This is a genomic window from Polycyclovorans algicola TG408 (assembly GCF_000711245.1).
Taxonomy (GTDB): Bacteria; Pseudomonadota; Gammaproteobacteria; order Nevskiales; family Nevskiaceae; genus Polycyclovorans; species Polycyclovorans algicola.
Window position 1 is genome coordinate 826279 of record NZ_JOMH01000001.1, and the last position, 26587, is coordinate 852865.

A 26587-nucleotide genomic window follows, 5' to 3' on the forward strand; every position below is an offset into this window, starting at 1 on the left:
ATCGGCGTGCCGGCGTTCTGAAGGTGCGGAGATCCTTACAGCAGCACCCACAGCCACAGCGGCAGCACTATGAAGTAGAGCAGGGTGGTGGCCACCATCACCGAGGCGAGCAGTTCGGTGTCGAGCCCGAAGCGCTCGGACAGCATGATGGTCGCCATCATCGTCGGCATGCCGGCGAGCAGCACGATGGACACCGTCATCTCGTTGCGACCGAGAAAAGGCAGACACAGCGCAGCAACGATTGCCGGCATCACCACCAGTTTGAGCAGGCCGGCCATCGCGAGCAGGCCGGGACGCTGGCGCAGCGCGGCGGGAGACAGCGACATGCCGATGGTCAGCAGCATCGCGGGAACAACCGCTTGTCCGAGCAACTCGGCGGTGCGGGCTATGGGGGCCGGGTTGGGCAGTCCGAGGAGGTTCACGGTGAAGCCGGCCGCGAAAGCCCAGACCGGTGGCAGGCGCACGAATGTGCGAACAAAAAGCGACAGTCGGAATGTTCCATCGCCGTTGCAGCCCCAGGCGCTTGCGAGCCCCGCACCCAGGCTCCAGAACAGGATCCCAATGCCGAGGATGTCGGCATAGATCGCGAAGCGCGCCGCACCGCTACCGTACAGCGGCTGGAGCACCGACAGGCCGATGGAGAGGATGTTGCCGAAAGAACAGGCCAGGATCAGCGCGCCGAGTTGTCGCCGTCCCAGACCCGGAAACAGCCCGCTGCGTGCGAATACCAGCCACGCGATACCCGCTGCCATGAGCAGGCCGATCCAGGTGTACAGCGGTACCCACCAGAAATCCGCACCGAAGCGGGCATGACTGACCACGTGATAGGCGAGGCCCGGATAGAACGCATACATCACGAGCATGTTGATCGCGCGGCGCGCGCTGAGCGCATCGAGGCCACCGGGCGCGGTGAGCCGCCAGACGTAACCCAGCGCGATCAGGAGGGCGACAGGCGCAAGGCCTTCGCCCAGGGTCAGCAACAGGTGTTCGGACATTTGAGGATGATGGGAATCGGAAACGTGACAGGAGTTCGGAGCTGATGCACGCGCCACAGTTGCGTGCGTTTCTGTGGGTGAATCTGTCCTGCCTGTGCTGGGCAGGCAACCTCGCGGCCGGTCGTCTTCTGCGCGATGTCATCGGTCCTGGCCTGCTGGTCTGCCTGCGCACCTTGCTCGCGGTGATTCTGCTCGGAGCCATCGCGCGCATCTTCATGCGCAAGGCTGAAGTCGCGACTCCTGTCTCGCCGCGACCCTGGGGTCTGTTGCTGCTCATGGCGGCGACCGGCATCATTGGGTATCAGGGACTGCTGTACCAGGCGCTGCACACCACCGGCGCATTCAACGCGGCGCTGATCAACGCGCTCGCTCCGCTGGTGACCGCGCTGCTCGCCTGGGCCGTTCACGGTACGCGCCTGTCGGCTGCGGCCTATGCCGGCATCCTGCTGTCGATCATCGGCGTGGTGGTGATTCTCTCGGGCGGCGATCGCGAGCGCCTGCTCGAGCTGCGTTTCGGCAGGGGCGATCTGCTGATTCTCATCGCCGTGCTGCTGTGGGCGGTCTACTCGCTCGCGGGTCGCAGGGTGATGCAGCAGCGCTCGGTGATCGGCACGACCGCGCTCGCCACCGGCCTCGCCCTGCCGCTGTCGCTGCCCTGGGCGCTGATCGAACATTCCTGGGCGAGCGTTGAGTGGACCGCGGGCTTGTGGGGTGGACTGATCTACGTCGCGGTATTCGCCTCGGTCGTGGCGATGCTGGCCTGGAACCGTGCGGTGAATCTCGCCGGTCCGGCGCACGCGGCGGCGGCAATGAACATGATGCCGCTGTACGCGCTCGCCTCGTCGGTGTTCCTGCTGCACGAGCCCTTTCACCTTTATCAGGGTATCGGCGGCATGATGGTCATCGCCGGTTGCCTGTGGGCGACGCTCGCGCCCACCCGTGGAGCAGCGGATCAAAGCGAGAGCGTCGCGATCAAAGATGGCAGCACGACCAGGTAGACGATCACGCCTACGCTCATCGTGAGCGCAAAAGCCGCAGTGTCTAGCCCGAAGCGGTCGCAGAACAGCACGCCCATCATGAAGGGCGGTGCAGCGCACACCCAGATCAACGCGCGATGGTCTTCGGCCGGCAGGCCGGCGATTACGCCGAACAGCAGACCCACCAGCAGCCCGCCGCCGAGTCGTATGGCGATCGGCAGCGCGATCCAGCGCCAGCCGGGATGAGGCCGGAAGTCGAGCGCGAGGCCGAGCGAGAACAGCATCAGCGCGAGCGCGGCCTGCGCGAGTGCATCGATGGCTTCCAACGCCAGCGGCGGGGGCGGCAGGTGCAGCGCGTTGAGCATCAGCGCGAAGGCCACGGCCCAGACCGGCGGCAGGCTCAGGATCTGGCGAGCGGGGTTTATCGAAGCGCCGCCGCTACCGAAGCGCAGCGCGACATAGACCCCGAGCGTCCACGACACCGGGATTGTCGCCAGCAGATCGAAGCCGAGTGCGACGTCGTCCTGCCGGCCGCCATAGAGTCGATGCAGCAGGGGCAGAGCGGCACCCAGCCCGTTGCCGAAAATCGCAGCTAGCACGAGGGCGCCGCGCGTGGCGCGCGACAGATTCGAGTAACGCGCCAGTAGGACGTGCAGGCCCCAGGCCAGTAGCCCACTGAAGGCGATCGTGATCCATCCGCCGATCACCACCGACAGCAGATGATGGTCTAGCGGTGCCCGCACCATGACGCGGAACACCAGCGCCGGCACCAACAGGTACACCATCAAGACGTTGAGGTGGCGCCGCAGGCTCGCCGCATCCACGCCACCGGGCGACAACTTCTGCCAGGCGACACCGGCGCCGATCACTGCCAGCAGCGGGACCAGTTCTCCCATCCGTGCTGGCTTGCGTGATCGGCGTCGGCGATGAACTAGAGCGCGGGGCCGCCCTGATCCAGCCAGGATTTCAGGTCGAAGTAGTCGCGCCAGGCCTTGATCTTTCCGGCGCTGTCGAACTCGAACACGCCGAGAATTGCGAGGCTGATGTGCGGCCCGCTTTTGAGCCAGAACTGGTCGACGCGTTCGGTGTAGACCAGGCTTCCCTTGGTCGTCAGAAGGCTCGTGTCAAACTGGGCCTTGTCGGTGATCGGGAAGAAGGCGTTCAAGAAACCACCTATCGCGGCCGTGCCCTCCAGCGCCGGCCAGGGCATGTTCTGGTAGACCGCACCCGGCGTGAAGTAGGGCAGCAAGGCTGCCGTGGACAGCTTGCTCCAGGCGGCGAGGAACTCGCGCGTGGTTCTGGCGTTGCGTTGCTCGATGTCGGTATCGGTCACCGGTCTTCTCCTTTCACAGATAGATGTTGAGGTTCTTGCTCAGCAGCACGTTCTGCTTGAGCACGATCAGGCGGCGCGCGAGTTGCAGGCCTTGCGACGTGCGCCGCCAGATGTCTTCGCGGTTGCCATACAGCGTGTCCTGGTCGCGCTCGTTGCGGCAGCGGTAGGCCAGAAAAGTGGAGTACACCTTGTATTCCTGCGGATTGGTGGTGTATTCCACCTCGATGTTGCCGATCAGGTGGACATAGCGGGTCGCGGGATCTTCCGACCAGGCGGTGCCGGTCTTGAGCCGGCGCAGGCGCCTGTTCAAATCCTCCAGGCTGTCGTTGTAGTAGGCCATGCGCTTGAGATCGCCCACCTGGTCGGTCTTGTCGCGCCGGTAGCGCGTCTCGATACCCGGCATGTGGTAGTGCAGGTCCTCGGTCAGCATCGTCACCCATTCGTCGTAGCGCTCGGCGTCGAGCAGGCGGGCTTCCCGGTACAGCACCTGCTGGATCTCGCACATCAATTCGGGCGAGGGCACGGCGCGGCTCATAGATTCTTGCGTAACAGCATTCATCTTTCGGTTCCTCCGGAGTTGGCGCGCATCAGAGGCTTTGCAGGCCCAGATGAAGATCGCGCGTGTCGCGGCCTCTGAGGCGGTTGCCGTTGCGATCCGGAACCTCCGGCCAGCTGCCGTTGGTGTTCATCAGGTCCAGCCAGCGGCGGTAGAAATGGCGCTGATTCGCGTCGTTGTACTGGCCTCGGTAGATGATGCCAGGGAACTCCGGATGATCGAGCTTGCGCCCGATGCCGCAGCGATAGTGCAGCTTCTCCTCGCGGGTGACCACGCCGCGGTTGGTGGTGGTGCAGTTCTCCCAGTTTTCGCCATCGTCCATCTCGAAGGCGCCGCCCGGGCCGAAGGTCTGCATCACGCCGGTGGTGATCTCCTCCTTGATCTCGTCGGGCATGTTGCGATTGACAATCACCCAGGTGCGCGGTTCGAGTTGCATCGGCCCCTTGGGCAGCCAGGTCCGGAACGTGGAAATACCTGGCAGGTAGGACACGTTGGGGAAGATCGAGGCCGAGGCCACCGAGCCGAAGATCATCGAGCGCTTTTCGCCGAGGCGCTTGGCCATGCGCGGGCGCAGCACCGAGCAGTAGTAGTCCATCACCTTGGGCCGGCCCAGCAGAAAGATGTCGCCGACCCCTTCCATACCAAATTCGTGCCCATGGCCGTTCGCGCTTGCATGGAAGGAATTCATCATGTCGATCGGCGGAAAGGCGTTGCCGTCGTTCATTGCACGCGTACCGGAATCGTGCGTCCAGCCAGCGTGATAAGCATCGCCAACGAAATTCTCGACGCCGAATTTCCAGTTGGCCGGGATGATGGACTTGATGCAGCCGCCGATCAGCTCGGTGCCGCCCTCGTCGTTGTCGAGGATGCAGTCGAGGTACCAGCGATAGTCGCCGAGATAGTCCTCGAGACTGGGTGCATTGCGGTCGAAGGTGGCAAACACCAGACCCTTGTAACTACCGACCTTGGCGACTTGCTTGAGGCCCCACTTGCTCTTGTCGATGTCGCCGGGGTCGTAGCAATACTCCTCGTGCATGCCCTGGAGCTTGCCGGCCGTGTCGAAGCCCCAGCCGTGGTAGTTGCAGACGAAGCGACGCGCGTTTCCGGCGTCGGCGTAGCAGACTTTGTTGCCGCGGTGCGGGCAGGAGTTGATGAAGACCTTGATGGACTGGTCCTTCTGACGGCAGACGATGACGGGGTCCTCGCCGATATACGTCGTCTGAAAATCACCTGGGTTGGGCAGTTGGCTTTCGTGCGCGACGAACACCCAGCAGCGCGCGAAGATGTTGCGCATCTCGGCCTCATAGATGTCTTGGTCATGGAAGATGCGTCTCGACACCCAGCCTTCATCGAGGTCCATGAAGCCGCTGTAATCGCGCCGCGGGTTGAGCTGTTCCAGTTTCATGCTTTCTATCTCCTCCGGTTCACGTCCGGTTTTGGGTGGAATGACCCGACACTCACGGGTCGGCAACAAAAGTTTTTGCGAGTGCGTGTGTGTGTGCAGCGAGCAGGTGGGCATCGAGACCGACGGCGACCAGCAACGCACCGCGCTTCAGATACTGCCGGATGAGGTTTTCATCGCGGCTGAGAATTCCCGGTGCCTTGCCGGCGGCGCGGATGCGGTCGAATGCGTCCAGGGTTTTGGCTTGGACCTCCGCGTGCCCCGGCTGTCCCAGATGCCCGAGCGATGCTGCGAGGTCTGCGGGCCCGATGAACACCCCGTCAACACCTTCGGTGCCGGCAATTGCATCGAGCTCGGCCAGTCCCTCGCTGTTCTCCACCTGCACGATGACGGCGATCTGTTCGTTGGCCTCATGCAGGTAGTTTGGGAAGCGTCCCCAGCGCGCCGCGCGCGCACCGCCGACTCCGCGTGTGCCCGACGGCGGATAGCGGCAGGCGCGCACCACACTGGCGGCTTGCGCGGCACTCTCGACCATCGGCACCAGCAGGGTCTGCACGCCCAGATCCAGGTATTGCTTGATCAGCAAGGGATCCGACGAGGGCACGCGAGCCACTGCCTGCGTCTGCGGATACGCGGCGATGGCGCGCAGTTGCGCAAGCACGCTGTGCGCATCGTGCGGGACGTGCTCGCCGTCGATCAGCAGCCAGTCGAAACCCGCGCCGGCGCAGATCTCGGCGCTGGTGGGGTCGCCGAGCGAGAGCCACAGCCCGATCTGCTTCCGCTTCTCGCACAAGGCCTTCTTCAATTGATTGACAGGTGTGCGCATTGATCGATCAACCGAAGCGGACATTGAGCGAGCCCAGCGGACCATAGTCGGCGCAGAACTGATCGCCGCTGCTGGCCGTTACGATGCGCGTGAACGAACCGGCGAGCACGATATCGCCGGCCGCCAGATGCTCATCCCAGGCGCTGAGCTTGCGCGCCAGCCAGACGATACCGTTGGCCGGGTGATTCAGCACACCCGCCGCCAGCCCGGTTTCCTCAATCTGGCCGTTCTTGTACAGCAGCGCACCGATCCAGCGCAGGTCGAGGGATTCGGGCCTCATCGGCCGTGCACCCATGACGATGCCGGCGTTGGCCGCATTGTCGGCAATCGTGTCGACGATGCGGCGCTGCGCCTTGGTGTCCGGATCGATACGCTGGATGCGCGCATCGATGATCTCCAGTGCCGGCACCACCCAGTCCGTCGCTTCCAGCACCTGGAAGATCGTCAGATCCGGCCCGCGCAGCTCGCGCTTGAGGATGAAGGCCAGCTCGACCTCCACCCAAGGCTGTATGTAGCGGCCGGGCGCGATGGTGCTGCCGTCGGCGATCACCATGTCGTCGAACAGCACCCCGTAGTCCGGCTCGGTCATGTTCGCGACCTGCTGCATCGCGCGCGAGGTCAGACCGATCTTGCGGCCGACCGCCCGGCGTCCTTCCGCCAGCTTGAGCCGCATCCACTCGCGCTGGATGCGGTAGCTGTCCTGGAACTCGATGTCGGGAAATCGCTGCGAGAACTGTCGCACCTGCACGCGCGTGCGTTCCGCCTGGTGCAATTCGGCAGCGAGCTGGCGGATAGTCGCTTCGTCGAGCACGGTCGATGCCTCAGCTCACGCCGAAGTGCTTGCGGATCAGCGGCAGCATCGCGTCCCAGCGCTGCAACTGAGCCCAGTGGCCGCAACGGTCGAGCACGAACAGCTCGGCGCGCTTGAGATGCTGCAAGAGGTACAGGCTGGTTTCCAGGGGCACCACGCGGTCCTGACGACCGTGCACCAGCGCCACTTCGTGCGGCATGCGAGCCAGAGCGGACGGCGGCACGATGAGGGCGTCCATCCCGACCTTCATGGACTCGAACATCACTTCCTGCACGCGCCGTACTTCCGGATCGGTGGCCACGCGGAAGCGCTCCTCGATGATCTGCTCGAGGTTGGGTACCACCGCCGGGTCGTAGACGAAGCTCTGGATCAGCTCGCGGTAGCGGCCCAGGCGCGGATCAGCATAGAACGACATGAGTCGCGCCAGCTCCGGCGTTTTCGTCATCGGAGCACCGGCCGGACCCATCGTCATCACCTTGTCGAACCGCTCCGGAGCTTCGATCAGCAAGTGAAGGGTTACCGCACCGCCCATCGAGTTGCCGACGATGTTCGCCTTCTCGATGCCGAGGTGATCCATCAGGCCCAGCGTCTGCTCCACGCGCATGCCCATCCAGGTCATGCTGTGCGGCGGCAGCGGGTCGGGTATTTCGCTCTTGCCGAAGCCAATCATGTCGGGCGCCACGACATAGAAATGTTCTGCAAGATCCGCGAAACAGTGCCGCCAGTTGGACGCGGCATGCGCGCCGGGGCCGGCACCGTGCAGCAGGATAAGGGCAGGATTCTTCGGGTCACCCGCCACCATGGCGTGGCTGGCGAGGCGGCCGGAAGGAAAGCGGTCTTCGATGATCTTGAAGCTCATGTGGATACTCCTCTTGGGATAAAAGCTTTTGTATGGGTGATGGAATCAGGCTGTGGGCGCGGGCTTGCGTTCCGCCATTGGCACGCCCCCGACCGCAAAGTCGTAAGGCCCCATCTCGTGTATCAGCACGCGAACGGATTCGGGCTTCGCGCCGAGCACCTCGACGACGCTTTGGGTAATGCGCTGGGCGAGCAACTTCTTCTGCTCGTTGGTGCGGCCCTGCATGAGGTTCACCTGGATCACGGGCATGTTTGCAATCCTCAGATCAGGCGAAGCGGAAGGACACGCTGCCCATGTCCTGGAAGCGCGCCGTGATGTTGTCGCCGCGCGCGACCGGGATGGCTTCCGTAATCCCGCCGGTCATCACGAAGCTGCCGGCAGGCAGCGATTCGCCGCGCGCGGCCAGATGCTCGACCAGCATGATGATGGCGTTGGCCGGGTGGTTGAGGACTGCCGCGCTGGCGCCGAGCGCCTGGATTTCGCCGTTCTTCTCGATCACGACACCGATCGTGCGCAGATCCAGTTCGCGCGGATCGCGCGGACGACCGCCGGTGACGTAGCGTGCGCTGCTGCTGTTGTCGGCAATCACGCTGACCAGATCGAACTTGAACTTCTCGTAGCGCGAATCGATGACTTCCACTGCAGGGACGACATAGTCCGTCGCGGCCATCACCTGCTCGATACTCAAGCCCTTGCCCTGCAACTCGTCCTTGAGCACGAAGGCAATCTCGGCCTCCACGCGCGGATGGATCAGTCCGTCCATCTCGATGGCGCTGTTCTCCGGCCGCGACATCGAGGCCATCTGGATGCCGAAGCTGGGCACGTTCACGCCCATCTGGATCATCTTGGCCTTGGAGGTCAGGCCCGCCTTGAGCCCGGTGACGCGATCGCCGCGCGCGATCCAGCGACGGCGCAGCTCGTCCTGCACGGCGTAAGCGTCCTCGATGGACATCGAAGGATGTTCGTCGGTGACCTTGGTGAGGGTGTGGACATGGTCCTGCGCGTGCTGGATGCGATCCGTGATCGCAGCGATGGTCCTGACGTCTAGCATCACTTCATCTCCCCACTGAAACGGACTTCGCAGGAGCCGAGGCCACCGACCGTGCATTTGAACCGGTCTCCCGGCTTCACCGGAATCAGCATCGACTGCGAACCGGAGAGAATGGTCTCGCCGGCGAGGAAAGGAATGCCGAGCGCGCCGAGCGTGTTGGCCAGCCACACCACCGAGTTCACCGGCCCGCCCTGTACTGCTGCTCCGGCCGCGGTGCTGAACAGCTCGCCGTTGATCTCAAGCACCATGCCGGCGAGTGTCAGATCGAGATCGGTGAGTTTCTTCCGGTCCTTGCCGAGCATGTACACGCCGCAGGACGCGTTGTCCGCCACCGTGTCCTGGATCTTGATCTTCCAGTCGGTGATGCGGGAATCGACGATCTCGAAACAGGGCACGACGTAGTCGGTCGCGCGGATCACGTCGGTTGCCGTGATGCCCGGTCCTTTCAGGTCGCGCTTCAATACGAACGCGACCTCGGCCTCGGCCTTGGGCTGGATCAGCCCGCCTAGCGGCAGGTCCGCGCCCTCCTCGTAGACCATGCCGGAGGTGAGCTGTCCGAAGTCGGGCTGGTAGACACCCAGCATGTCCTGCACTGGCTTGCTGGTCGCGCCGATCTTCTTGCCGACGATCTTCTCGCCCGCCTTGAGCCGTTGATTCACCATCACCTGCTGGATGCGGTAGGCGTCCTCGATGGTAATGCCTGAAGCGCGGCCGAGCAGCGGCGGCACCGGGGTGCGCGTGATGAGCGCGTTGTACAGCTCATCACCGTATTTCTGGATGTCTTCTGTTTTCATGGTGGGTCGTGTTTAGAGCTTTACGCAGATGTTGCGCTGCTCGGTGTAGAACTCCAGCGAATGCACGCCGCCCTCGCGGCCGATGCCGGATTGCTTGCTGCCGCCGAAGGGCGTGCGCAGGTCGCGCAGGAACCAGCTATTGATCCAGGTAATGCCGACCTCGATCTGCGCGGCGACGCGATGCGCGCGCGAAAGATTCGTCGTCCAGATCGTGGTTGAGAGACCGTAATCGGTGTCGTTGGCCTTGGCGATGACCTCGTCCTCGGAATCGAAGGGCGCGATGTGGCAGCAGGGCCCGAAGATTTCTTCGCGGATCACGCTCGCGGTTTCCGGCAGGCCGGTCCAGATCGTCGGCTGCACCCAGTGCCCGTTCGCCAGCTCGCCGGGCATCTGCGGCACAGAGCCGCCGGTGACGATGTTCGCGCCTTCGGCCTTCGCCTTTTCGTAGTACGAGAGCACCTTGCGCTGATGCTCGGCGGAAATCAGCGGGCCGAGGCCGGTGCTCTTTTCGTCCGGCGCGCCGGGCTTGATCGACTCGGCTTTCACTTTCAGCGCGGCGACGAACTTGTCGAAGATCGGCCGCTCGACATACACGCGCTCGGTGCCGAGACAGACCTGCCCGCAGTTCAGGAAGGCCGCGCGAGCGATACCCTCGACGGCCTTGTCGAAATCACAATCGGCGAACACGATGCCGGCGTTCTTGCCGCCCAGCTCGAAGCTCACGTCGCGGATGCCGTCGGACGCCGCACGCATGATTGCCGCGCCCGTGCGGGTCTCGCCGGTGAAGGTGATCGCGGCGACGTTCTTGTGCTTGGTCAGGAACTCGCCCGCGCTATTCGGGCCGAAGCCGTGCACCACGTTGTAGACGCCCTTGGGCACGCCGACCGCGTTCATGACCTCGCCGAGCAAGGTCGCTGTGCCCGGCGTTTCCTCCGACGGCTTCACGACGACCGTGTTGCCGCAGGCCAACGCCGGCCCGACTTTCCAGGTCATCAGCAGCAGCGGCATGTTCCAGGGGCAGACCACACCGATCACGCCTTTTGGCACGCGGATCGCGTAGTTCAATGCTCCCGCGCCGTCCGGCGTCGGCGTCAGGAAGGACTCGGTCGGCACGTTCTTCACCATGTCGGCAAAGGTCTTGAAGTTCGCCGCGCCACGCGGAATCGCGACGTGCTCGAGCATCGAGCGAGGCTGACCGATGTCGTCGCGCTCGGCAATAACGAAATCCTCAAAGCGGCGCGTGATCTCGTCCGCAACCTTGTGGAGCAGATCTACCCGCTGCTCGACGCTCATCGTGCTCCACGGACCTTTCATCGCCGCCTTGCCGGCGGCGACCGCCGCATCGACCTCGGCCTGGCCGCCCTCGTGGACGTGGCCGATCAGCGCATTGTCGGTCGGCCGACGCTTCTCGAAGGTCTTCGTGCTACCGACGAATTCGCCGTTGACGAAATGCCTGAACTGTTTGGGTTCCATAGATTTCGAGGAAATGAGTGGGAGACTTGACTCAGGCGCGCGCGCGCAAGCGCGATCGCGTCGCAGTGCTTGCGGGCAGGTTGATCCCATGGGGCTCGAGGTCAGCAAGCGAGGCGTTCAGGGCGGACAATGGGCTCCGACGACGCGCACTCTGGGTGCCGACCGCGTCGGGGCGGGCTGCAAAAAAAAACTCATCGGCGCAATCGAACAGATCCCCACAGCGCGCGGCCCCCCGATTCAGCCAGGACTGAACGGCCACACGGTTCGACGGATCCTGCGCGGGGATGAAGTGCAGCACGTCCCGCCCAAGCGTTGCACGGTGACTGGTCCAGGCTGCGAGAGAATGCATCTGCCAGTGTTCGAACCGCTCCGCCAGCAAGGTTTCAAAGAGAAAGCCGATCACGACCAGGAATTCGAACGGCCCACAGGCCATGGCTCGGCGCCAGAAGCGTCGGGCCGGAGCGCGCAAGTCCGTCGCTTTCCTCGTGGACGTTGAGTCGGTGGCGGAGGCGTAATGCCCGATTAGCCGGTTTGAGTCGGCAGCGAGAGCGCAGCACAGTACGTGCGCGTTAGGTAGGGTGCGGCCGACGGCCAGATAGCCGCGTACGAGGCGGCCGGCCTTCGCGTCCAGCAGGTCGCGCAAAACCCCTCGTGCAACCGGGGGCTTCAGTTCGGCAGTGGCATTTGCGGACGCAGTGTGACCGGAAGCCGGTGACGTCGCTGCTCCGAATCCGACTCCGGCGAGGGTGGTCGGCCACCCGTAGGTCTCGTGAATCACGATGCCCTCCTCGGCTGCAGATGCAGGAGCAAACCATGCGTCGGCATCGTGATAGCCCGGCGCCCAAGCCAGATTGCGCATCAAGTCGGAAAAGTCCGGTGCGGGTCGGTCAGCCAGCGTTTCGCGTTCGAGGTTCATGCGTGCCTCATGGCGAGTGCTTCCCCGTCGGGCAGCACCCAGACCGCGAGCTTTTCCATCGCCGCGCCCAGCCTCTGGTCGGTCTCACGGCCCCAGACCTGCTCGATCACCGGTAGCGACGCGCTGGCGGCCCTTGTAGCCCATTCTGCAAGGGTGGCGGTGTTCACGCGAATCGGATGGTCCGTCGTGCTGGGCTCGATGAGTGCATCCAAATACTCAGCCAGCATGACGGCCTCGTCTCCGCCAAAACGACGCAGCGCGTCGCCGCCGAGCTGCGGCCACAGGAGTCCATCGAGCATTACGCTCAATGCAAACGCACGCTCACTCGGATCGCTCAGCGCCAAGGCGTCCTCTGTATATCGACGCAGGCCCTGCCAAGCTGGATGATCTAGCCAGGCGCCCTGTGCAGAGCGCAACGCTTCAGCGCCACCCAGCGCCCAGCCCACCGCTGAAATGAACCGTGCTCGATGCAAATGCAAGATGCCGACCTCGATGCTTCGGGTTAATGGGTGGCGAATCGATTCGGACAGTGTCAGGCCTGTCGCACTCAGGCTGGCAGCCCAACCGACGTGGCGCAGCGGCACCCACACGGCGGCGATTGACGTCCTCGTTGATGGTGAAAGGGTGGCGCAGCCTAATACAATCCTGTGCCAGTCCGTTGTGGGGCTCGGTGCAAGCATCTCGACCAAAAGAGAGGTTGCCAAAAGCGGCAAGTCCAACCGTGTTCGTCTGCCGAATCGCCGAGGGCTAACCGCCGACGTGCTCGTTTGTGGGAATGCGTCCACTGACCAAGGCTGTAAGCGAGTCGATCTTAAATGGGCCACATGATATGTCGCGCAGGATCCACGGGTTTGCGCTTGGCACGTTGCGGTTCCTGGACGTCAGCGCAGGAGCCCGATCTCAAGGTTTGGGGTAGATGATCCTGCACTGCCGCTACTGCATCGGTTGGACGGTTCAGAGCGACCAGTATGCGGGAGAACCATTCAGTTGTTCGAGGGTTCATCTCATGTCTCCGTTAGCGCTAATTTTATGTTTGACCCCGGATTCAGGGCCGTGATGCACTGCTTGCCATGCAGGGGGCGTGCCAGCTGAAGAATGTCAATGCAAACAGAGGGCTTCGGTAGAAACCGTGCGCGAGATAATCGCAGTGGGTGCCGATTTCGTCAGCCGTTTCAACCACGCTTACGAATTGGGCGCCGACACCGCTCCCTTGTGGCGCTTGCGCTCAAGGCGATAAGCAAGCTGTCGCCGCGTGATCCCCAGCAGCCTCGCGGCCCGAGCCAGATTGCCGTCGGCACGCTCTACCGCAATCTGAAGGAGGGCCGCCTCGTGCGCGTACAGATCAAAGCCTTCGCAGATCAACTGCTGACGCCCTTGTGCTTCGCTGGCCTGTAGGGCACCGTCGTTGTCTACGCCGATGTGAGTGCTGGGCTGAGGAGGCACATCGGTGAACAGATGCCCGACTTCGATTTCGCCGCCATTTGGTGCCAGCAGCAGGCCGCGCTCGATCATGTTCTCCAGCTCGCGTACGTTACCTGGCCAAGAGTGGGCCATGAGCGCCTGAAGTGCGCCGGTACTGAGGCCCAAAGTCTTCTTGTTGTAGACCGGCTCGTACTTCGCAATTAGCACTTTGGCCAGTGACGCGAGGTCACCGCGGCGTTGGCGCAGCGGCGGGATGGCGATGGGATACGTCGCGAGCCGATAGTAGAGGTCCGCACGGAAGTGACCCTCCGCGATGGCGTGCTGCAGGTCCACATTGGTGGCCGATACGAGGCGCACATCCGTCTTGCGCACGTGATCGTCTCCAACTCGCTCGACCTCTCCGGTCTGCAGCACACGCAGCAGCTTCGCCTGTGCCGACGCAGAGAGATCGCCCACCTCGTCGAGGAATAGCGTACCGCCGTCGGCGCGTTCGAATCGACCCGGACGCGATTCGGTGGCGCCAGTGAACGCACCCTTGCGCACACCGAACAATTCAGACTCGATCAGCTCCTGTGGGATGGCTGAGCAGTTCACCGCCACGAAAGGCTTCGATGCCCGCGGGCCGTTGTCGTGCAGCCATCGTGCGAACAACTCTTTACCGACACCGGTCTCGCCGAGAAGCAGCACATTGATCGCGCTGTTGGCCGCTTGTTCGAGCAGGCGCAGCGCTGCGCGAAACAAAGGGGCACTGCCGACAATACTGGCCTGAGGATCGCAGCGCCGGCCCAGTTCGTATCGAAGCTGTTCAAGCTCGTGCTCCATCTGACGGAACTCATGCTCAATGTTCTGCGCGCGAAAATGGGCAAGGTAAGGATCTTCGTCCCAGGCCTCGGCGGCGCGGCCGACCAGCGTGCAGCGGTCATGGCCTTGGGCGACGCACTCAGTTTCGCGAAAAACCACCTCGCGGCCAAGCAGGTGCGTCGTGAACCCGGACGCATAGCCCACCAGACTCCAGCAGGCGCAGTCTTCTCCGTGGCCGAAATGCTCCAGGTGCGATTCGGCTTCCCAGGAGTTGGTGAGCGTGGCGTTGCAGAAGAACTCACCGCCCGGGTCGGCGCGATATTCTTGAATCTGGACTTTCACAAGTCCTTCGAACTCGTGCAGGGTCGGACCGATACGGTAGACATCGAACGCTTCACCTTCGGACGAGAGCGCCTGCGCCACACGCGCGTGATGCAGACCGGAAACGTATCCCATGCGTAATAGCACGCCCTGTGCGCGCTGCGCGCCGAGCGTGGAGTACAGCTCCTTGCGCAGTGCGCCAAAGGCCTTGGCGTGCATCAGCAGCATGCGCTGCTCGTCCAGCCAGATGCTGCCAGCGTCGAGGTCGAAACGCAGGCGCGCACGCAGATTGAATTTCTCGATGGTGCCCGCGTCCGCCGTTGCCTTGATGGGCAGGGATTTGATTTTATCAGACACCATCGAGTCGCTCACCCAACACTTATCCTGCCAGGCCTTCCGCTTTCAGTGCGGCCTGCACGGCCGGGCGCGTGGCGATACGGCCCTGGTAGGCCTGAAGGTTGGTGCTCAATTCCAGCTTCACGTAGCCGGCCCAACTCAGCACCACGAACAGGTAGGCGTCGGCGACGGTGTATTTGTCGCCCATCAGGTACGGGCGCGCGCCCAGCTCATTTTCAAGGTAGGCGAAGCGTCCCTTGAGCGCCTGCACGCTCGCCGCTTTCGTCGCGTCGGCCGAGTTCGGGTTGAACAGCGGCGAGAACTGCTTGTGCACTTCGGTGCCGATGAAGGTCAGCCAGCTCTGCAGGTCATAGCGTTTGCGGTCGGTGGCCGCCGGTGCCAGGCCTGCGGAGGGATTCTGATCCGCGAGGTATTGCACGATGGCCGGGCCCTCGACGATGACCGAGCCGTCGTCGAGCTGCAGCGCCGGCACATAGCCGCGCGGGTTGATGCGCAGGAAGTCGTCGCCCGTGTCGGTCTTCTTTGCGGCAAGGTCCACCTTGACCAGGTCGAACTTGGCGCCAACCTCGCGCAGCACGATATGCGGCGACAGCGAGCAGGCTCCCGGGAAATAAAACAGTTTCATCGCTTTCTCCTTATTGAAGCGTTGAAGTGGCTACGGGAGTTCTGGTGCTCAGAGACTCTCGCCGCCGCAGACGTTGACGATACCGCGCGCACCCAGACCGCCGTCGGTGTTGATGATGGTGCCGGTGGTAGGCGCGGAATTCTCCTTCGAGGCGAGCAGCACGTAAGGCGCACAGTACTGTTCGGGTTTCGGGGACATGCGTAGAGGGGTGATGCCGATGAGCATGTCGTCCAGCGTTTCGATCTGGCTCAGGTTCTGTCCGGCGGTGCCGGTCGCGTTCAGGCCGCTGAGCCCGGTTTTCATGCCGCCGGGAGCGACGCCATTCACGCGTACCTTGGGTGCCAGCTCGTGCGCGAGCTGGCGTACCAGCCCCACCATGGCATGCTTGGACGCGGTATAGACGGGGCCGCCGCCACCCGGATAGAAGCCGGCGTTCGAGATGGTGAAGATGATGTTGCCGCCGGTCTTGACCAGCTCCGGCAGCGCGGCGCGCGCGCCCAGCAGGCCGCCCTTCACATTGACCGCCATCAACTCGTCGAACGCGGCCGCGAGCGCGTCGCCCTCGTACTGCGCGAGCGCCTGGAAGAAGTCGAAGATGCCGGCGTTGGCGACGAAGGTGTCGAGACGGCCGAACTTGGCGATGGTCTGCTCCACCGCCCCGACGTTGTCGGCGTATCGCGTCACGTCACCTACCGTGACGGTCACGCGCTTGCCGAACGCGGCGGCCAGCTCCTCGGCGCGCTGCGCGTTGGATTCCAGCACGCCCACATTCGCGCCCTCCTTGATGAAGCGTTCCACCAGCGCACGACCGAGCCCGGAGCCGCCGCCGGTAATCAAGGCAACTGAATTGTCGAGCCATCCCATCGTCGTTTCTCCTCGCTGTATTTTTTTCGAATCTCAGGGTGCGCTCAGCGGGCGCCGAGCTGCTCATGCAAGACCTTCCAGCGCCGACCCGATTCGCGCGCGCCTTCCAGGTAGGGCGCAGGAACCAGGTGGTAAGGCGGGCGGCAGGGACCCGCCTTGATCCAGCCGGCGGCATCCATGCGCGCCTTCTCGATGCCGATGTTATACATCGAGAACTCCTTGAATGAGCCGTTCGGGAACAGAGTCTGGTAGGTCTGCGCGATCATGCCGGTGATCTTGTGGGCCTCTGCCCAGTCGCTCGCTGCGCCGGTGCCGCGCGCCTTGTCCACAGCGTCGCGCAGAAGCATGACCGGGTTGGGTCCGCACACCGCGCCGCTGGTCCAGAACGCGGTGCAAAATTCGGGATCGAGTCGTGCCGCGCCGTAGTAATCGAGATCGAGCGGCAGGAAGCGGATGCGCTTGCGGCTGACATTGATGTCGGGAAGCAAGGTGCCAATGCCGATGTACTTCGCGGTGATGACCTGGGGCAATTCGGACACCTGCGCCCAGAACGGACGCGGAAACTCGAAGCGGAAGGCCTCGGTGTTCGCGTACACGCAGATCGCCGTATCCGGGCAGGCCTCGGCGAGGTCGCGGAAGAACTGCACGGCGGTCGGCACGTCCGGCGCACACCACATCGGCGGTCCGACCATGACGCCGTCCACGCCGATGCTGCGTGCCTCGCGCGTCTGGCGCACGGTCTCGCGCGTGGACAGAGAACTAGTGCCGCCGAAGACCGGGATGCGTCCACGCGCCGTCTCCACGATCGTGCGCATGAAGGCGGCCTTTTCATCCCAGCTCAGGGTCGAACACTCGCCTAGGGTGCCCAGCGAGAGAATCGCGTTGACGCCGGAGGCGATGAGCTGCTCGACGACGCGAGCGGTCTCGTCCAGATCGACCGTATTTTCGGAGCGCCAACTCGACGCATCCGCCTTGGCCGGCGTCGGCATGATCGCCCACGCGCCCTTTACCTCGTCCACGGTCATCAAGCGTTTTGCCATCTTTATTCTCCAGGTCACGATGGGGACGTCATCGAACGCGGCGTCCCCTGAATTGACGTTTTTGTAAAAAAGATATGTTCGTTCACCTGGAAGCGTACGTGAACTCGGGCCCACGAATAGCGGCTATCACGACAATGAATGGAGTCCTTGGATACGCTCGGATTCCAAAATAATTGGTTCCCGAGTGAGTTTGATCGCCCGGCGAGATCGACAGGCTTCTAGAGCTTTAGGGTTTAACACGCGATGGAGGAATGATGACGACGCGTCGCAGTTTCCTGATGGGTGGTGCCGGTGTGTGCGCCGCCGCCGCCCTGCCGTCTTGGGCCGGATTGCTGGAACCGTCGTGCGGCGGTGCGCGCTCGATGCTGTTATTCGCTGATCGCGCCGACATGTTCTTACACGGTCTGGATGCCGAGACGATGGTCGAGCGGCGTTCGTTGAGCCTGGACATGGCGGCCGACAGCGCGCACGTAGAGGGTGCCGCATTGCAGGCCGCCGGCCATTCCGCGCTGGTGGCGCTCGGCACACCCGCGGTGGTGTTTGCGCTGCGTACCCAGCTTGGCAGCCATTGGCGCGTGATCGTGCAGGGACTGCATGGCGCGGATGGACAGGGGGTGCATCGTCTTGAGGCGCCGGCTGTCCTGGCGTCTGCGCTGTCGGGCGTGCTCGCACAGGCTCGCTCCGAGGACGAATTCGCCACGGTCCTGATGAGTCTGGCGGGCAAGGGGAGGGGCGTGTCGCTGGCAGAGCGGAGCACTCTGCGGCTGCGTTCGCAGCCCTGGGACGGATTGGCGCGAGCCTCGTTGCTCGCTTGGCCGATGAGGGGTGCGTGATGGCTGGAATTCTGCCCCCAGGGGTCAGCGAGAAAACGTTCCGCGGATTTGTGGCTGCCGCCCAGAATGTCGTCGGCAACGATTATGTGTTCCTCGATCCCAAATGGGACCTGAGCGCATACCATGACCAGTATGCGACCACGCCCAAGGCGGCGCATCAGGCCTCGGCGGCCGTGGCGCCGGCCAACGTTGAACAGGTGCAGGCCGTGTTGCGCGCGGCGAGACAGCATGGCGTGCCCGTGTGGACGATCTCCACCGGCAAGAATTTCGCGTACGGCGGGCCCGCGCCGCGCGTTGCCGGCACTGTGGTGCTGGATCTAAAGCGCATGAACCGCATCATCGAGGTTAACGAGAAGCACGCGTACGCCGTGGTGGAGCCTGGGGTCAGCTACTTCGATCTGTATCGACACCTGCAGAAGATCGGTTCCAAGCTGTGGATCGATCCGGCGGCGCCGGGGTGGGGCGGGGTGCTCGGAAACCTCGTGGATCACGGCGCCGGCTACACACCTTACGGCGATCACCTGCTCATGCAATGCGGCATGGAAGTCGTCCTCGCTGACGGCACGGTGACCCAGACCGCGATGGGTGCGCTGCCCGGTAGCCGCACCACGCACTTGTACAAATACGGAATGGGGCCCTGGGCCGACGGCCTGTTCACGCAGTCCAATTTTGGCGTGGTGACGCGCATCGGCATCTGGTTGATGCCTGAACCACCGGGCTACAAGCCCTACATGATCACCTACGAGCGCGAAGATGATCTGCACGAGATCACCGAGCGCGTGCGACCGTTGAAGCTCAACATGGTCATCCCCAATGCGGCCACCACGGTGGAGATGCTGTGGGAGACCGCGGTTCAGAAGCAGAAAAGAGACTACTACACCGGCAAAGGGCCTCTGCCGGACTCGGCCCGCAAAAAGATCCGCGAAGATCTGCGCATCGGTGTGTGGAACTTCTACGGCGCGGCCTACGGTCCGCCACCGATCATGGAGACCAATCTCGAGGTCATCCGCGATGCGCTGGTCTCAATCCCCGGTGCGAAGATCTACTTCGATGAGGATCGTGTCGGTGACATTGCCTGGGAGTACCGCAAGCAGCTCATGCGCGGGGTTCCCAACATGACCGAATACAACCTGATGAACTGGATTCCCAACGGCGGGCACATGGATTTCTCGCCGATCTCGCCGGTGACCGGCGAAGACGCCATGCGCCAGTACCATCTGATCCGCGACCGCTGCAACAAGGCGGGATTCGATTACATCGGCGAGATGCTGGTGGGTTGGCGCGACATGCACCACATCTTCTGCCTGCTGTACGACCTTGGCGACGAGGACCAGAAGCGCCGCGCGCATGCGCTGTTCGAGGAATTGATTGCCGCCGCCGCCGCCGCGGGTTATGGCGAGTACCGCACGCATCTAGATTTCATGGACCGGATTGCCGGCACCTATAACTGGAATGGCGGCGCGCAGCAGAAGCTCCATCAAAAGCTGAAGGACCGGCTGGACCCGGCCGGTATTTTGTCGCCCGGAAAAATGGGCATCTGGCCCCAGGGTCACCATCCAGGGGCCGTGTCTTGACCCGCGCGATGCTGGCAGCGGTGGCGGCGTGCACGCTGGGCGCCTCGCCGATGACCCTGATCGCCGCGCCAGATGGTGGTGCCTTGTACGTCCAGCACTGTAGCGCCTGCCATGACCGTGGCCCGGAGCATCCGGGGACCGCGCGGCTCGCCGACCGCTGGCCGCAGCAGGCGTCGTTGCTGGATCGCGAGGCGCTGCCGGTGCCTTTCGTGCGCGTAATTGTCCGGCATGGACTCAACATGATGCCGCCGTTCCGACCGGGTGAACTCAGCGACGCGGAGTTGCAGGCACTGGGTGAATATCTGGACGCCGGTCCTCATCCGCAGACAGGAGAAACGAAGTGACCATCCGAACCCAGTTGTGGATCGGCGGGCAATGGCGAGACGCTGCGGATGCGCGGACCTTCGTCGACCGCCGTCCGGAGGACGACGGGGAATATGCCGTCGCCGCGCGGGCGGGTGATGCCGATGTCGATGCGGCCGTGGCCGCAGCCCACGCCGCGTACCAGGGCTATCGCTACACCCTGGCCCGTGAGCGCGAAGCCTGGATGCTGCGTGCCGCACAATTGCTGGAGGAGCGGGCGGATGCATTCGCCGAGGTGCTGATCGACGAGATCGGCTCGCCGGTGATGAAAGCGCGTTTCGAGATCCAGTACGCCATCGGTCACCTGCGCACCGCGGCTGGCCTGCCGCGGCGTGCCTGCGGCCAGACCTTGCCGTCCGACTCGCCAGGCCGGTTCGGCATGAGCGTGCGCGAGCCGCTCGGCGTGTTCGCCTGCATCACGCCGTTCAACGTGCCGTTGATCAAGGCGATGAAGCAGTGCACCGGGCCGCTGGCCACGGGTAACACGGTGGTCATGCTGGCCTCCGAGGAAGCGCCGGTGCTGGGTGCGAAGGTCGCCGAGCTGTTCCACGATGCGGGCTTTCCGCCGGGCACCTTCAACCTGCTGACCGGCATCGGTCACGAGATCGGCGATCGTCTGGTGGAAGCACCGCAGGTGCGGGCGCTCAACTTCACCGGCTCCACCCGCGTCGGCAGACACCTGTCCGAGCTCTGTGGCCGGCATCTGAAGCGTGCGCTGCTGGAACTGGGCGGCAAGAACCCGATGCTGATCCTAGAGGACGCCGATCTGGATGTTGCGGTGCCGGGTGCGGTCATGGGTATGTTCTTGTACCAGGGACAGGCCTGCATGGCGGCCAGCCGCATCCTCGTCGCGCGTCCCCTGTACGAAACTTTTCTCGAACGTTTTGCCGCTGCCGCAAACTCTCTAAGCCTGGGCTCGCTGCGCGAACCATCCACGGTTATCGGTCCGATCATCTCCGAGCGTCAGCGCCAGCGCATACGCGATCACATCGCCGACGCACAGGCCAAGGGCGCGCGCCTGCTCACCGGAGGTGAGTGGGTCGGCAATCGCTGCCGGCCTACCATCCTCACCGGCGTGCGCGAGGGCATGACCTGCTATCGCGAGGAGACCTTCGGCCCGGTGACGGCGGTCTATCCGGTGGATGACCTCGATCATGCGCTGGCACTGGCCAACGACAGCGCTTACGGCCTTTCGGCGGCGGTGTACACGCGCAGCCTCGAATCGGCGCTGAAAGCTTCGCAACAGCTGCATGCCGGCATGGTCCACGTCAACGCGCCCACGCTCTACGACGAACCGCACGTACCGTTCGGCGGGGTCGGCGATTCCGGCATGGGCCGCGAGGGCGCGGTGACGGATATCGATCACTGCACCGAGTGGAAGTGGGTCACCATCCAGATGCCCGGAGCCGCGCATGCCCACTGAAAACGTCGTCCAACTCTCCGATGCGGCAAAGGTGATCGCAGCCCGTCTCGGCAATCTCCGCGATTTTCTCGACCTGCTCGCCGAGCATGGCCAGATGGTGCACTGGACCGACCCGGTGCTGCCCGAATCCGACATCCGCAACGTGTCCGTTGCGGCTGGCAACGATGTCGCGGGCGGACCCGCCGTGCTATTCGACAAGGTGCATGGCTATCCGGGTCATCGTGTCGCGACCAACGTGCTCGGCAGCTTTGCGAATCTCGCGGTGTTGCTCGGGTTCCCCAAGACGGCCACCGTGCGCGAGATGTTTTTCGAGATGGTACATCGCTGGGGCTCGGACAAGCCCCTGCTTGACCGCGTGCCGCGCGAGCAGGCGCCGGTGTTCGAGAACCACGTCGATCGCGACATCAACCTGTACAAGCTGCTGCCGCTGCACCGCATCAACGAATTCGACGGCGGCTTCTACATCGCCAAGGCCTGCATCGTGACGCGCGATCCGCTGGAGCCGGAAAATTTCGGCAAACAGAACGTCGGTATCTACCGCATCCAGGTCATGGGGCCGGACACCGTCACCATCCTGTCGATACCCGCGCACGATGGTGGTCGCCAGATGATGGCGGCGGAAGCGCACGACAAGCCGCTGCGCGCCGCGATCATGATCGGCAATCACCCGGCGATGACCTTGTTCGGTGGTACGCCGGTGGGTTACGACGAATCCGAATTCGCCTACGCCTCGCAGATCCTCGGCTCGCGCCTGCGTCTGACCCATGCTCACAACGGCGCTGACATCCTCGCCGACAGCGAGATGGTGATCGAGGCCGACATGGTGCTCAACGGGCGCGAGACCGAGGGACCCTTCGGCGAGTTTCCCGGCAGCTACAGCGGCGTGCGCAAGGTCCCCTTGTTCAAGGTCACGTCGGTGAGCCACCGCCACAATCCGATCTTCGAGAACATCTACATCGGGCGGGGCTGGACCGAGCACGACACCCTGATCGGCCTGCCTACCTCGCTGCCGATCTACGCCGCGCTGAAGAAGGATTTTCCGGAAGTGCAGGCCGTCAACGCGATGTACCAGCATGGGCTGACCGCCATCATCTCCGTGCGCAATCGCATGTCCGGTTTCGCCAAGTCCGTGGCGATGCGTGCGCTGGGCACGCCTCACGGCGTGATGTATCTGAAGAACATCATTCTGGTGGACGACTTCGTCGACCCCTTCGATCTCAACGAGGTGATGTGGGCGCTGTCCACCCGCACGCGCGCCAACGACATCATCGTGCTGCCCAACATGCCGATGGTGCCGATCGATCCGGCGGCGGAAGTGCCGGGCAAGGGACATCGGCTGATCATCGACGCGACCAGCTTCATGGCGCCCGACAACCTCGGCGCCGATCCGCACCTCGTGACCCGCCCGGGCGGTCCGGAGATCGAAGAGATGATGCGGCGTCTGCGTACCATGCAGGACCAGGGAGGCCAACGTGACTGACATCTGTCCCCGATGTGAAGAGCGGCGCATCACTCAGGTGCATGAGGGCCACGAGCAGGGCAAGCGGGTCTGGGGCGTGTGGCACTGTGGTCACTGCGCCTTCACTTGGCGCGATAGCGAGCCTGCCTCCACCATCGACCCGCGCAAGCGTCCCGCTTGGTCGCAATTGAAGGGCGTCGATCTGGATCGACTGCGCCAGTTGTTCGAACCGCAACGCCGAGGTGGGGCACCGTGAGCAAGGCTATCGAGAATTTAGCGCAGAGACTCGGTGCAGCGAAGCTCGCACTGGAGGCGATCAGCGACAAGAGCATCCTGCATCAGGCGGTCGGCCTGCCGGGCCCGCGTCCCGATCAGGTGGTGCGGCCGGCGAGCGTCGAAGAACTCGCGGTGATCCTGCCGGCGGCTAAGGCTGCGGGGGTAACGCTATGGACCGCCTGGAACGCGTCGGGCCACGCGCTCGTCGTGCCTGCAGCAAAGGGGGTTCCCGTGCTGCTGGAGCTGTCGCGCATGAACCGCATCCTGGCGGTGGACGCGCCCTCGGGTTTCGCGCTGGTGGAACCTGGCGTCAGCCACGCGCAGCTTGCGGCACATCTGGCCGAGAAGGGGCTGAAGTTCTGGCTCGACGCCGGCGCCGACGCCGACGCCTCCATCGCCGGGGGAATCTGGGAGCGCAGTTACGGCTACACCGCGTACGGCGACCGTCTGATGATGCAGTGCGGGATGGAGGTGATGCACGCCGACGGCTCGCTCCTGCGCACGGGCATGGGCGCGCTGCCCGGTGAAAATAGCTGGCAGTTGTTCAAATACGGTTTTGGGCCTTACGCCGATGGCAGCTTCACCCAGACCGCGCATACCGTGATGACCAAGGTCGGTTTCTGGATCTCGCCCGAACCGCCGGTCTACCGACCGTTCGCGTGGCGGATCGACAGCGACGAGGTGTTCGTCAAGGCGATGGAGGCGGTGCGCTCGCTGCGCATCAACATGGTCGTCCCCAATACGCTCGTCGCCGTCGACGGCGAGAGCGAGCGGGCACTCACCGGCGGCAGTGAAGCAAGCGCCTGGAACATCTACGGCGCGCTTTATGGTTTGCCGAAGAACGTCGATACCGTGTGGAAGATGATCGGCGGTCTCGCATCGCAGCTTGGCGGCGTGACGGTACAGGCGCTCGATGGAGCCGATGCCAAGGGCTCCGGGGCAGAACGCGCGGCGCTGATGTCCGGTCGTCCCTCGAAGGTATACAAGTCGTTTCTCGACACCGCGAAGGACCGGATGCTGCGCCTGAGTTTTGCGCTGCCGATCGAGGGCGACATCGCGCTCGCGTTCGTGCGGCGCACGCACAAGGCGGCTGAGGGCAGCGGCTGCAGGATCGTGATCGAACAGGGCACGGCCTGGCGCTCGCTGCTGGCGGAAGTCTTCATCGGGTTCGACGAAGGTGGTGTCGAAGCGGCCATGCGTCTGGGCCATCGACTCATCGACGACTGGGCCAAGCAGGGCATCGGCGTGGTGCGGGCCAGTCCGGCCCTGCAACCCGCGGCAATCGATCGCTACAGCAACCCGGGCTTCGTGAAGCTGCGCTCGCATCTCGCCACCGCGCTCGCATGAACCGAAGCTCGAGCGCAGAGGGCGAAACCGAGGCACCGAAACGGCTGGTGGTCGCGGTGACCGGCGCCTCCGGCGCGCTGCTCGGGCTGCGCCTGCTTCAGCTCATGCACGGCGTGCCGGGGTGGGAGACACACGTGGTGCTCTCGCCAGCGGCTCTGCTCACGGCGCAGCAGGAACTGGGCGCGGGGCGCGAGGCTTTCCAGCAACTGGCGACCCGCGTGTACCCGCACAAGGATATCGGCTCATCCATCGCCAGCGGGTCGTTTCGCACCGAGGGCATGGTGGTGGTGCCCTGTTCGATGAACACCTTGTCGGCGATCGCGCACGGCAGCAGCGATAACCTCATCACGCGTGCCGCGGACGTCGCGCTCAAGGAGCGGCGACGGCTGGTGCTGGTGCCACGCGAGGCGCCGCTCAACCTGATCCAGTTGCGCAACATGGTCGCCGTGACCGAGGCCGGGGGCGTGGTCTTCCCGCCGGTGCCTGCGTTCTACCTTGGCTTGCAGAGCCTGGAGGAGGTCGCGACACAGATGGTAGGCCGCATTCTCGACCAGTTCGGCGTGCATCTGCCGGTGGTCAAGCGCTGGAACGGGACACGAGCGCCCGCCGATCCGACGACGCCACAGCGATGAGTGGCCGCCCCCTCGATGGGGTGGCGCTGGCGGCCGATCCGGTGCCTGCTGCCGACGCCGACGCGATTCCCTGGCGCACCGTTTCGCTGCTCTCGCTGGGCGCCTTCGCGTCCAGCGGCATGACTCGCGTGCTCGATCCCATGCTGCCGCGCCTGCAGCAGGACTTCGGCGTGTCCCTGGGCCAGGCAGCCTGGAGCGTCACGGCATTCGCGACCGCGTACGGCCTGATGCAACTGTTTTATGGGCCGCTGGCCGACCAGCGCGGCAAGCTGCGCGTGATGAGCGTGGCCGCAGCACTCGCCGCCGCCGCAGCGCTGGCCTGCGTGCTGGCCAAGGGCTCGCTGGTGGCGTTCGTCGTCGCGCGCGTTGCCGCCGGTGCGTTCTGCGCGGCTTCGATTCCGCTGGCCATGGCCTGGATCGGAGACGCCATTCCCTACGAACGGCGCCAACCGGTGCTCGCGCGTTTCATGATCGGCCAGATGGTCGGTATGGCCTCGGGCCAAATGCTCGGGGGGCTCGCCGCGGAGCAGGCGTTCTGGGCCTGGCCATTCCTGTTCTATGCCGCAGTATTTGTGCTGGTCGCCGCGCTGCTTGCGAAGCAGCGTGAACCCGCGAGTCATCGAGCGGTAGCGCTGCCCGGCCATCCCGGACAGGCCCTGGTCGAGGTGCTGCGCCTGCCCTGGGCGCGGGTGATCCTGTTTACGGCGTTCGCCGAAGCGCTGTGCTATCTCGGTGCTTTCACCTACCTCGTGACGCATCTGCACCGCGAGGGCGGCGCGAGCCTGGCAGCGGCCGGCTTGACCATGACGGCGTTCTCGCTGGGCGGCGTGGCCTTTGCATTTCTCGCGCGCGGCTGGCTGATGCGCCTGGGTGAGTCCCGTCTCGCAGTCTGCGGCACCTTGCTCGCATCGGCTGCGATGGCGGTGGTCGCACTGGACCCTAGGTTGTCGATGGCGGCACCTGCGAATTTCATTTCGGGCGTCGGTTTCTACATGTTGCACAACACCCTTCAGACGAATGCAACGCAGATGATGCCCGCGCGGCGCGGTGCGGCCGTCGCACTGTTTGCGACCTGCTTCTTTCTCGGACAGTCTGCGGGCGTCGCCGCGCTCGGCATCGTTGCCGACCATTTTGGTACCCGATCAGTGCTGCTGTTTGGCGCGTTCATGCTTCTGCCGATCGGTTTGTGGCTCGGCTACCACCTGAACCTGCGACACGGCAGCGCTGTTACGCAGTCGGTGCCGTAGTCCGGACGCG

At 64.1% G+C, this 26587-nt stretch carries 28 protein-coding genes; 10 read left to right on the plus strand and 18 right to left on the minus strand.

The window, feature by feature from the left end; genetic code table 11:
• Positions 1-35: 35 nt before the first annotated feature.
• Positions 36-995, minus strand: coding sequence for an AEC family transporter (locus U741_RS0103950; protein ID WP_029889195.1), 960 nt, complete (start codon positions 993-995; stop codon positions 36-38).
• Between the two features lie 44 nt (positions 996-1039).
• Here U741_RS0103950 and U741_RS0103955 point away from each other — a divergent pair, with 44 nt between their 5' ends.
• Entirely contained in the window at positions 1040-1993 is a 954-nt protein-coding gene (locus tag U741_RS0103955; RefSeq protein WP_029889196.1) for a DMT family transporter, read from the plus strand.
• Here U741_RS0103955 and U741_RS0103960 read toward each other — a convergent pair.
• From U741_RS0103960 to U741_RS0104045, 17 genes are all read right to left on the minus strand, one after another.
• On the minus strand, positions 1948-2868 hold the full coding sequence (locus tag U741_RS0103960; protein ID WP_029889197.1) for an AEC family transporter: 921 nt from the start codon (positions 2866-2868) through the stop codon (positions 1948-1950). The two genes, U741_RS0103955 and U741_RS0103960, sit on opposite strands and share 46 nt — an antisense overlap.
• A gap of 35 nt (positions 2869-2903) precedes the next feature.
• Entirely contained in the window at positions 2904-3305 is a 402-nt protein-coding gene (locus U741_RS0103965) for a limonene-1,2-epoxide hydrolase family protein (protein ID WP_052378469.1), read from the minus strand.
• A 13-nt stretch (positions 3306-3318) separates the two neighbouring features.
• Positions 3319-3864 (minus strand): 3-phenylpropionate/cinnamic acid dioxygenase subunit beta, encoded by a 546-nt coding sequence (locus U741_RS0103970; protein ID WP_029889199.1) that lies wholly within the window; start codon positions 3862-3864, stop codon positions 3319-3321.
• A 28-nt stretch (positions 3865-3892) separates the two neighbouring features.
• Positions 3893-5266, minus strand: a complete 1374-nt coding sequence (locus U741_RS0103975; protein ID WP_029889200.1) for an aromatic ring-hydroxylating dioxygenase subunit alpha — start codon at positions 5264-5266, stop codon at positions 3893-3895.
• Between the two features lie 52 nt (positions 5267-5318).
• Positions 5319-6089 carry an aldolase/citrate lyase family protein gene (locus U741_RS0103980; RefSeq protein WP_029889201.1) on the minus strand — a complete coding sequence of 257 codons (771 nt, stop codon included), beginning with the start codon at positions 6087-6089 and terminating at the stop codon, positions 5319-5321.
• A gap of 7 nt (positions 6090-6096) precedes the next feature.
• Positions 6097-6900: a 2-oxo-hept-4-ene-1,7-dioate hydratase gene (gene hpaH / locus U741_RS0103985; RefSeq protein ID WP_029889202.1), complete on the minus strand. Its 804-nt coding sequence runs from the start codon at positions 6898-6900 to the stop codon at positions 6097-6099.
• Positions 6901-6910: 10 nt separating this feature from the next.
• Positions 6911-7759: an alpha/beta fold hydrolase gene (locus tag U741_RS0103990; protein WP_029889203.1), complete on the minus strand. Its 849-nt coding sequence runs from the start codon at positions 7757-7759 to the stop codon at positions 6911-6913.
• A 45-nt stretch (positions 7760-7804) separates the two neighbouring features.
• Positions 7805-8008: a 2-hydroxymuconate tautomerase gene (gene thmT / locus U741_RS0103995; protein WP_029889204.1), complete on the minus strand. Its 204-nt coding sequence runs from the start codon at positions 8006-8008 to the stop codon at positions 7805-7807.
• A gap of 16 nt (positions 8009-8024) precedes the next feature.
• The gene (gene dmpH, locus U741_RS0104000) at positions 8025-8810 is read right to left on the minus strand and encodes a 2-oxo-3-hexenedioate decarboxylase (RefSeq protein WP_029889205.1); all 786 of its coding nucleotides are present in this window, start codon (positions 8808-8810) and stop codon (positions 8025-8027) included.
• Positions 8810-9604, minus strand: coding sequence for a 2-oxopent-4-enoate hydratase (gene dmpE / locus U741_RS0104005; RefSeq protein WP_029889206.1), 795 nt, complete (start codon positions 9602-9604; stop codon positions 8810-8812). Before dmpE ends, dmpH begins: the two co-directional genes overlap by 1 nt.
• Positions 9605-9616: 12 nt before the next feature.
• Positions 9617-11077, minus strand: coding sequence for a 2-hydroxymuconic semialdehyde dehydrogenase (locus U741_RS0104010; RefSeq protein WP_029889207.1), 1461 nt, complete (start codon positions 11075-11077; stop codon positions 9617-9619).
• Positions 11078-11108: 31 nt separating this feature from the next.
• On the minus strand, positions 11109-11993 hold the full coding sequence (locus U741_RS19170) for a hypothetical protein (protein ID WP_152551484.1): 885 nt from the start codon (positions 11991-11993) through the stop codon (positions 11109-11111).
• Positions 11990-12673, minus strand: coding sequence for a ferritin family protein (locus U741_RS19175; protein ID WP_268844383.1), 684 nt, complete (start codon positions 12671-12673; stop codon positions 11990-11992). Before U741_RS19175 ends, U741_RS19170 begins: the two co-directional genes overlap by 4 nt.
• 502 nt (positions 12674-13175) lie before the next feature.
• A complete protein-coding gene (locus tag U741_RS0104030; RefSeq protein WP_052378470.1) occupies positions 13176-14897 on the minus strand; it encodes a sigma 54-interacting transcriptional regulator in 1722 nt (573 codons plus the stop codon).
• A 19-nt stretch (positions 14898-14916) separates the two neighbouring features.
• Positions 14917-15519, minus strand: coding sequence for a glutathione transferase GstA (gene gstA / locus U741_RS0104035; protein WP_029889211.1), 603 nt, complete (start codon positions 15517-15519; stop codon positions 14917-14919).
• 48 nt (positions 15520-15567) lie between these two features.
• Positions 15568-16383, minus strand: a complete 816-nt coding sequence (gene hcaB / locus U741_RS0104040; protein ID WP_029889212.1) for a 3-(cis-5,6-dihydroxycyclohexa-1,3-dien-1-yl)propanoate dehydrogenase — start codon at positions 16381-16383, stop codon at positions 15568-15570.
• Between the two features lie 44 nt (positions 16384-16427).
• A complete protein-coding gene (locus U741_RS0104045; protein WP_029889213.1) occupies positions 16428-17423 on the minus strand; it encodes a dihydrodipicolinate synthase family protein in 996 nt (331 codons plus the stop codon).
• Between the two features lie 251 nt (positions 17424-17674).
• Between U741_RS0104045 and U741_RS0104050 the strand changes: the two genes are divergently transcribed.
• The 9 genes from U741_RS0104050 to U741_RS0104090 are packed head-to-tail and all read left to right on the plus strand — an operon-like array spanning position 17675 to position 26577.
• Complete coding sequence (locus U741_RS0104050; RefSeq protein WP_029889214.1) at positions 17675-18256, plus strand: hypothetical protein; 582 nt, start codon at positions 17675-17677, stop codon at positions 18254-18256.
• Positions 18256-19830, plus strand: a complete 1575-nt coding sequence (locus tag U741_RS0104055) for an FAD-binding oxidoreductase (protein WP_029889215.1) — start codon at positions 18256-18258, stop codon at positions 19828-19830. The genes U741_RS0104050 and U741_RS0104055 overlap by 1 nt, the downstream gene beginning before the upstream one ends.
• Positions 19827-20174, plus strand: a complete 348-nt coding sequence (locus tag U741_RS0104060) for a c-type cytochrome (protein WP_152551486.1) — start codon at positions 19827-19829, stop codon at positions 20172-20174. The genes U741_RS0104055 and U741_RS0104060 overlap by 4 nt, the downstream gene beginning before the upstream one ends.
• Positions 20171-21616 (plus strand): aldehyde dehydrogenase family protein, encoded by a 1446-nt coding sequence (locus U741_RS0104065; protein WP_029889217.1) that lies wholly within the window; start codon positions 20171-20173, stop codon positions 21614-21616. The genes U741_RS0104060 and U741_RS0104065 overlap by 4 nt, the downstream gene beginning before the upstream one ends.
• Positions 21606-23096, plus strand: a complete 1491-nt coding sequence (locus U741_RS0104070; protein ID WP_052378472.1) for a non-oxidative hydroxyarylic acid decarboxylases subunit C — start codon at positions 21606-21608, stop codon at positions 23094-23096. Before U741_RS0104065 ends, U741_RS0104070 begins: the two co-directional genes overlap by 11 nt.
• Positions 23089-23331: a non-oxidative hydroxyarylic acid decarboxylases subunit D gene (locus U741_RS19480; protein WP_043110185.1), complete on the plus strand. Its 243-nt coding sequence runs from the start codon at positions 23089-23091 to the stop codon at positions 23329-23331. The genes U741_RS0104070 and U741_RS19480 overlap by 8 nt, the downstream gene beginning before the upstream one ends.
• Entirely contained in the window at positions 23328-24698 is a 1371-nt protein-coding gene (locus U741_RS18205) for an FAD-binding oxidoreductase (RefSeq protein WP_052378474.1), read from the plus strand. The genes U741_RS19480 and U741_RS18205 overlap by 4 nt, the downstream gene beginning before the upstream one ends.
• Complete coding sequence (locus tag U741_RS0104085; protein WP_052378475.1) at positions 24695-25330, plus strand: UbiX family flavin prenyltransferase; 636 nt, start codon at positions 24695-24697, stop codon at positions 25328-25330. Before U741_RS18205 ends, U741_RS0104085 begins: the two co-directional genes overlap by 4 nt.
• 20 nt (positions 25331-25350) lie before the next feature.
• Positions 25351-26577, plus strand: a complete 1227-nt coding sequence (locus tag U741_RS0104090) for an MFS transporter (RefSeq protein WP_052378476.1) — start codon at positions 25351-25353, stop codon at positions 26575-26577.
• Positions 26578-26587 lie beyond the last annotated feature (10 nt).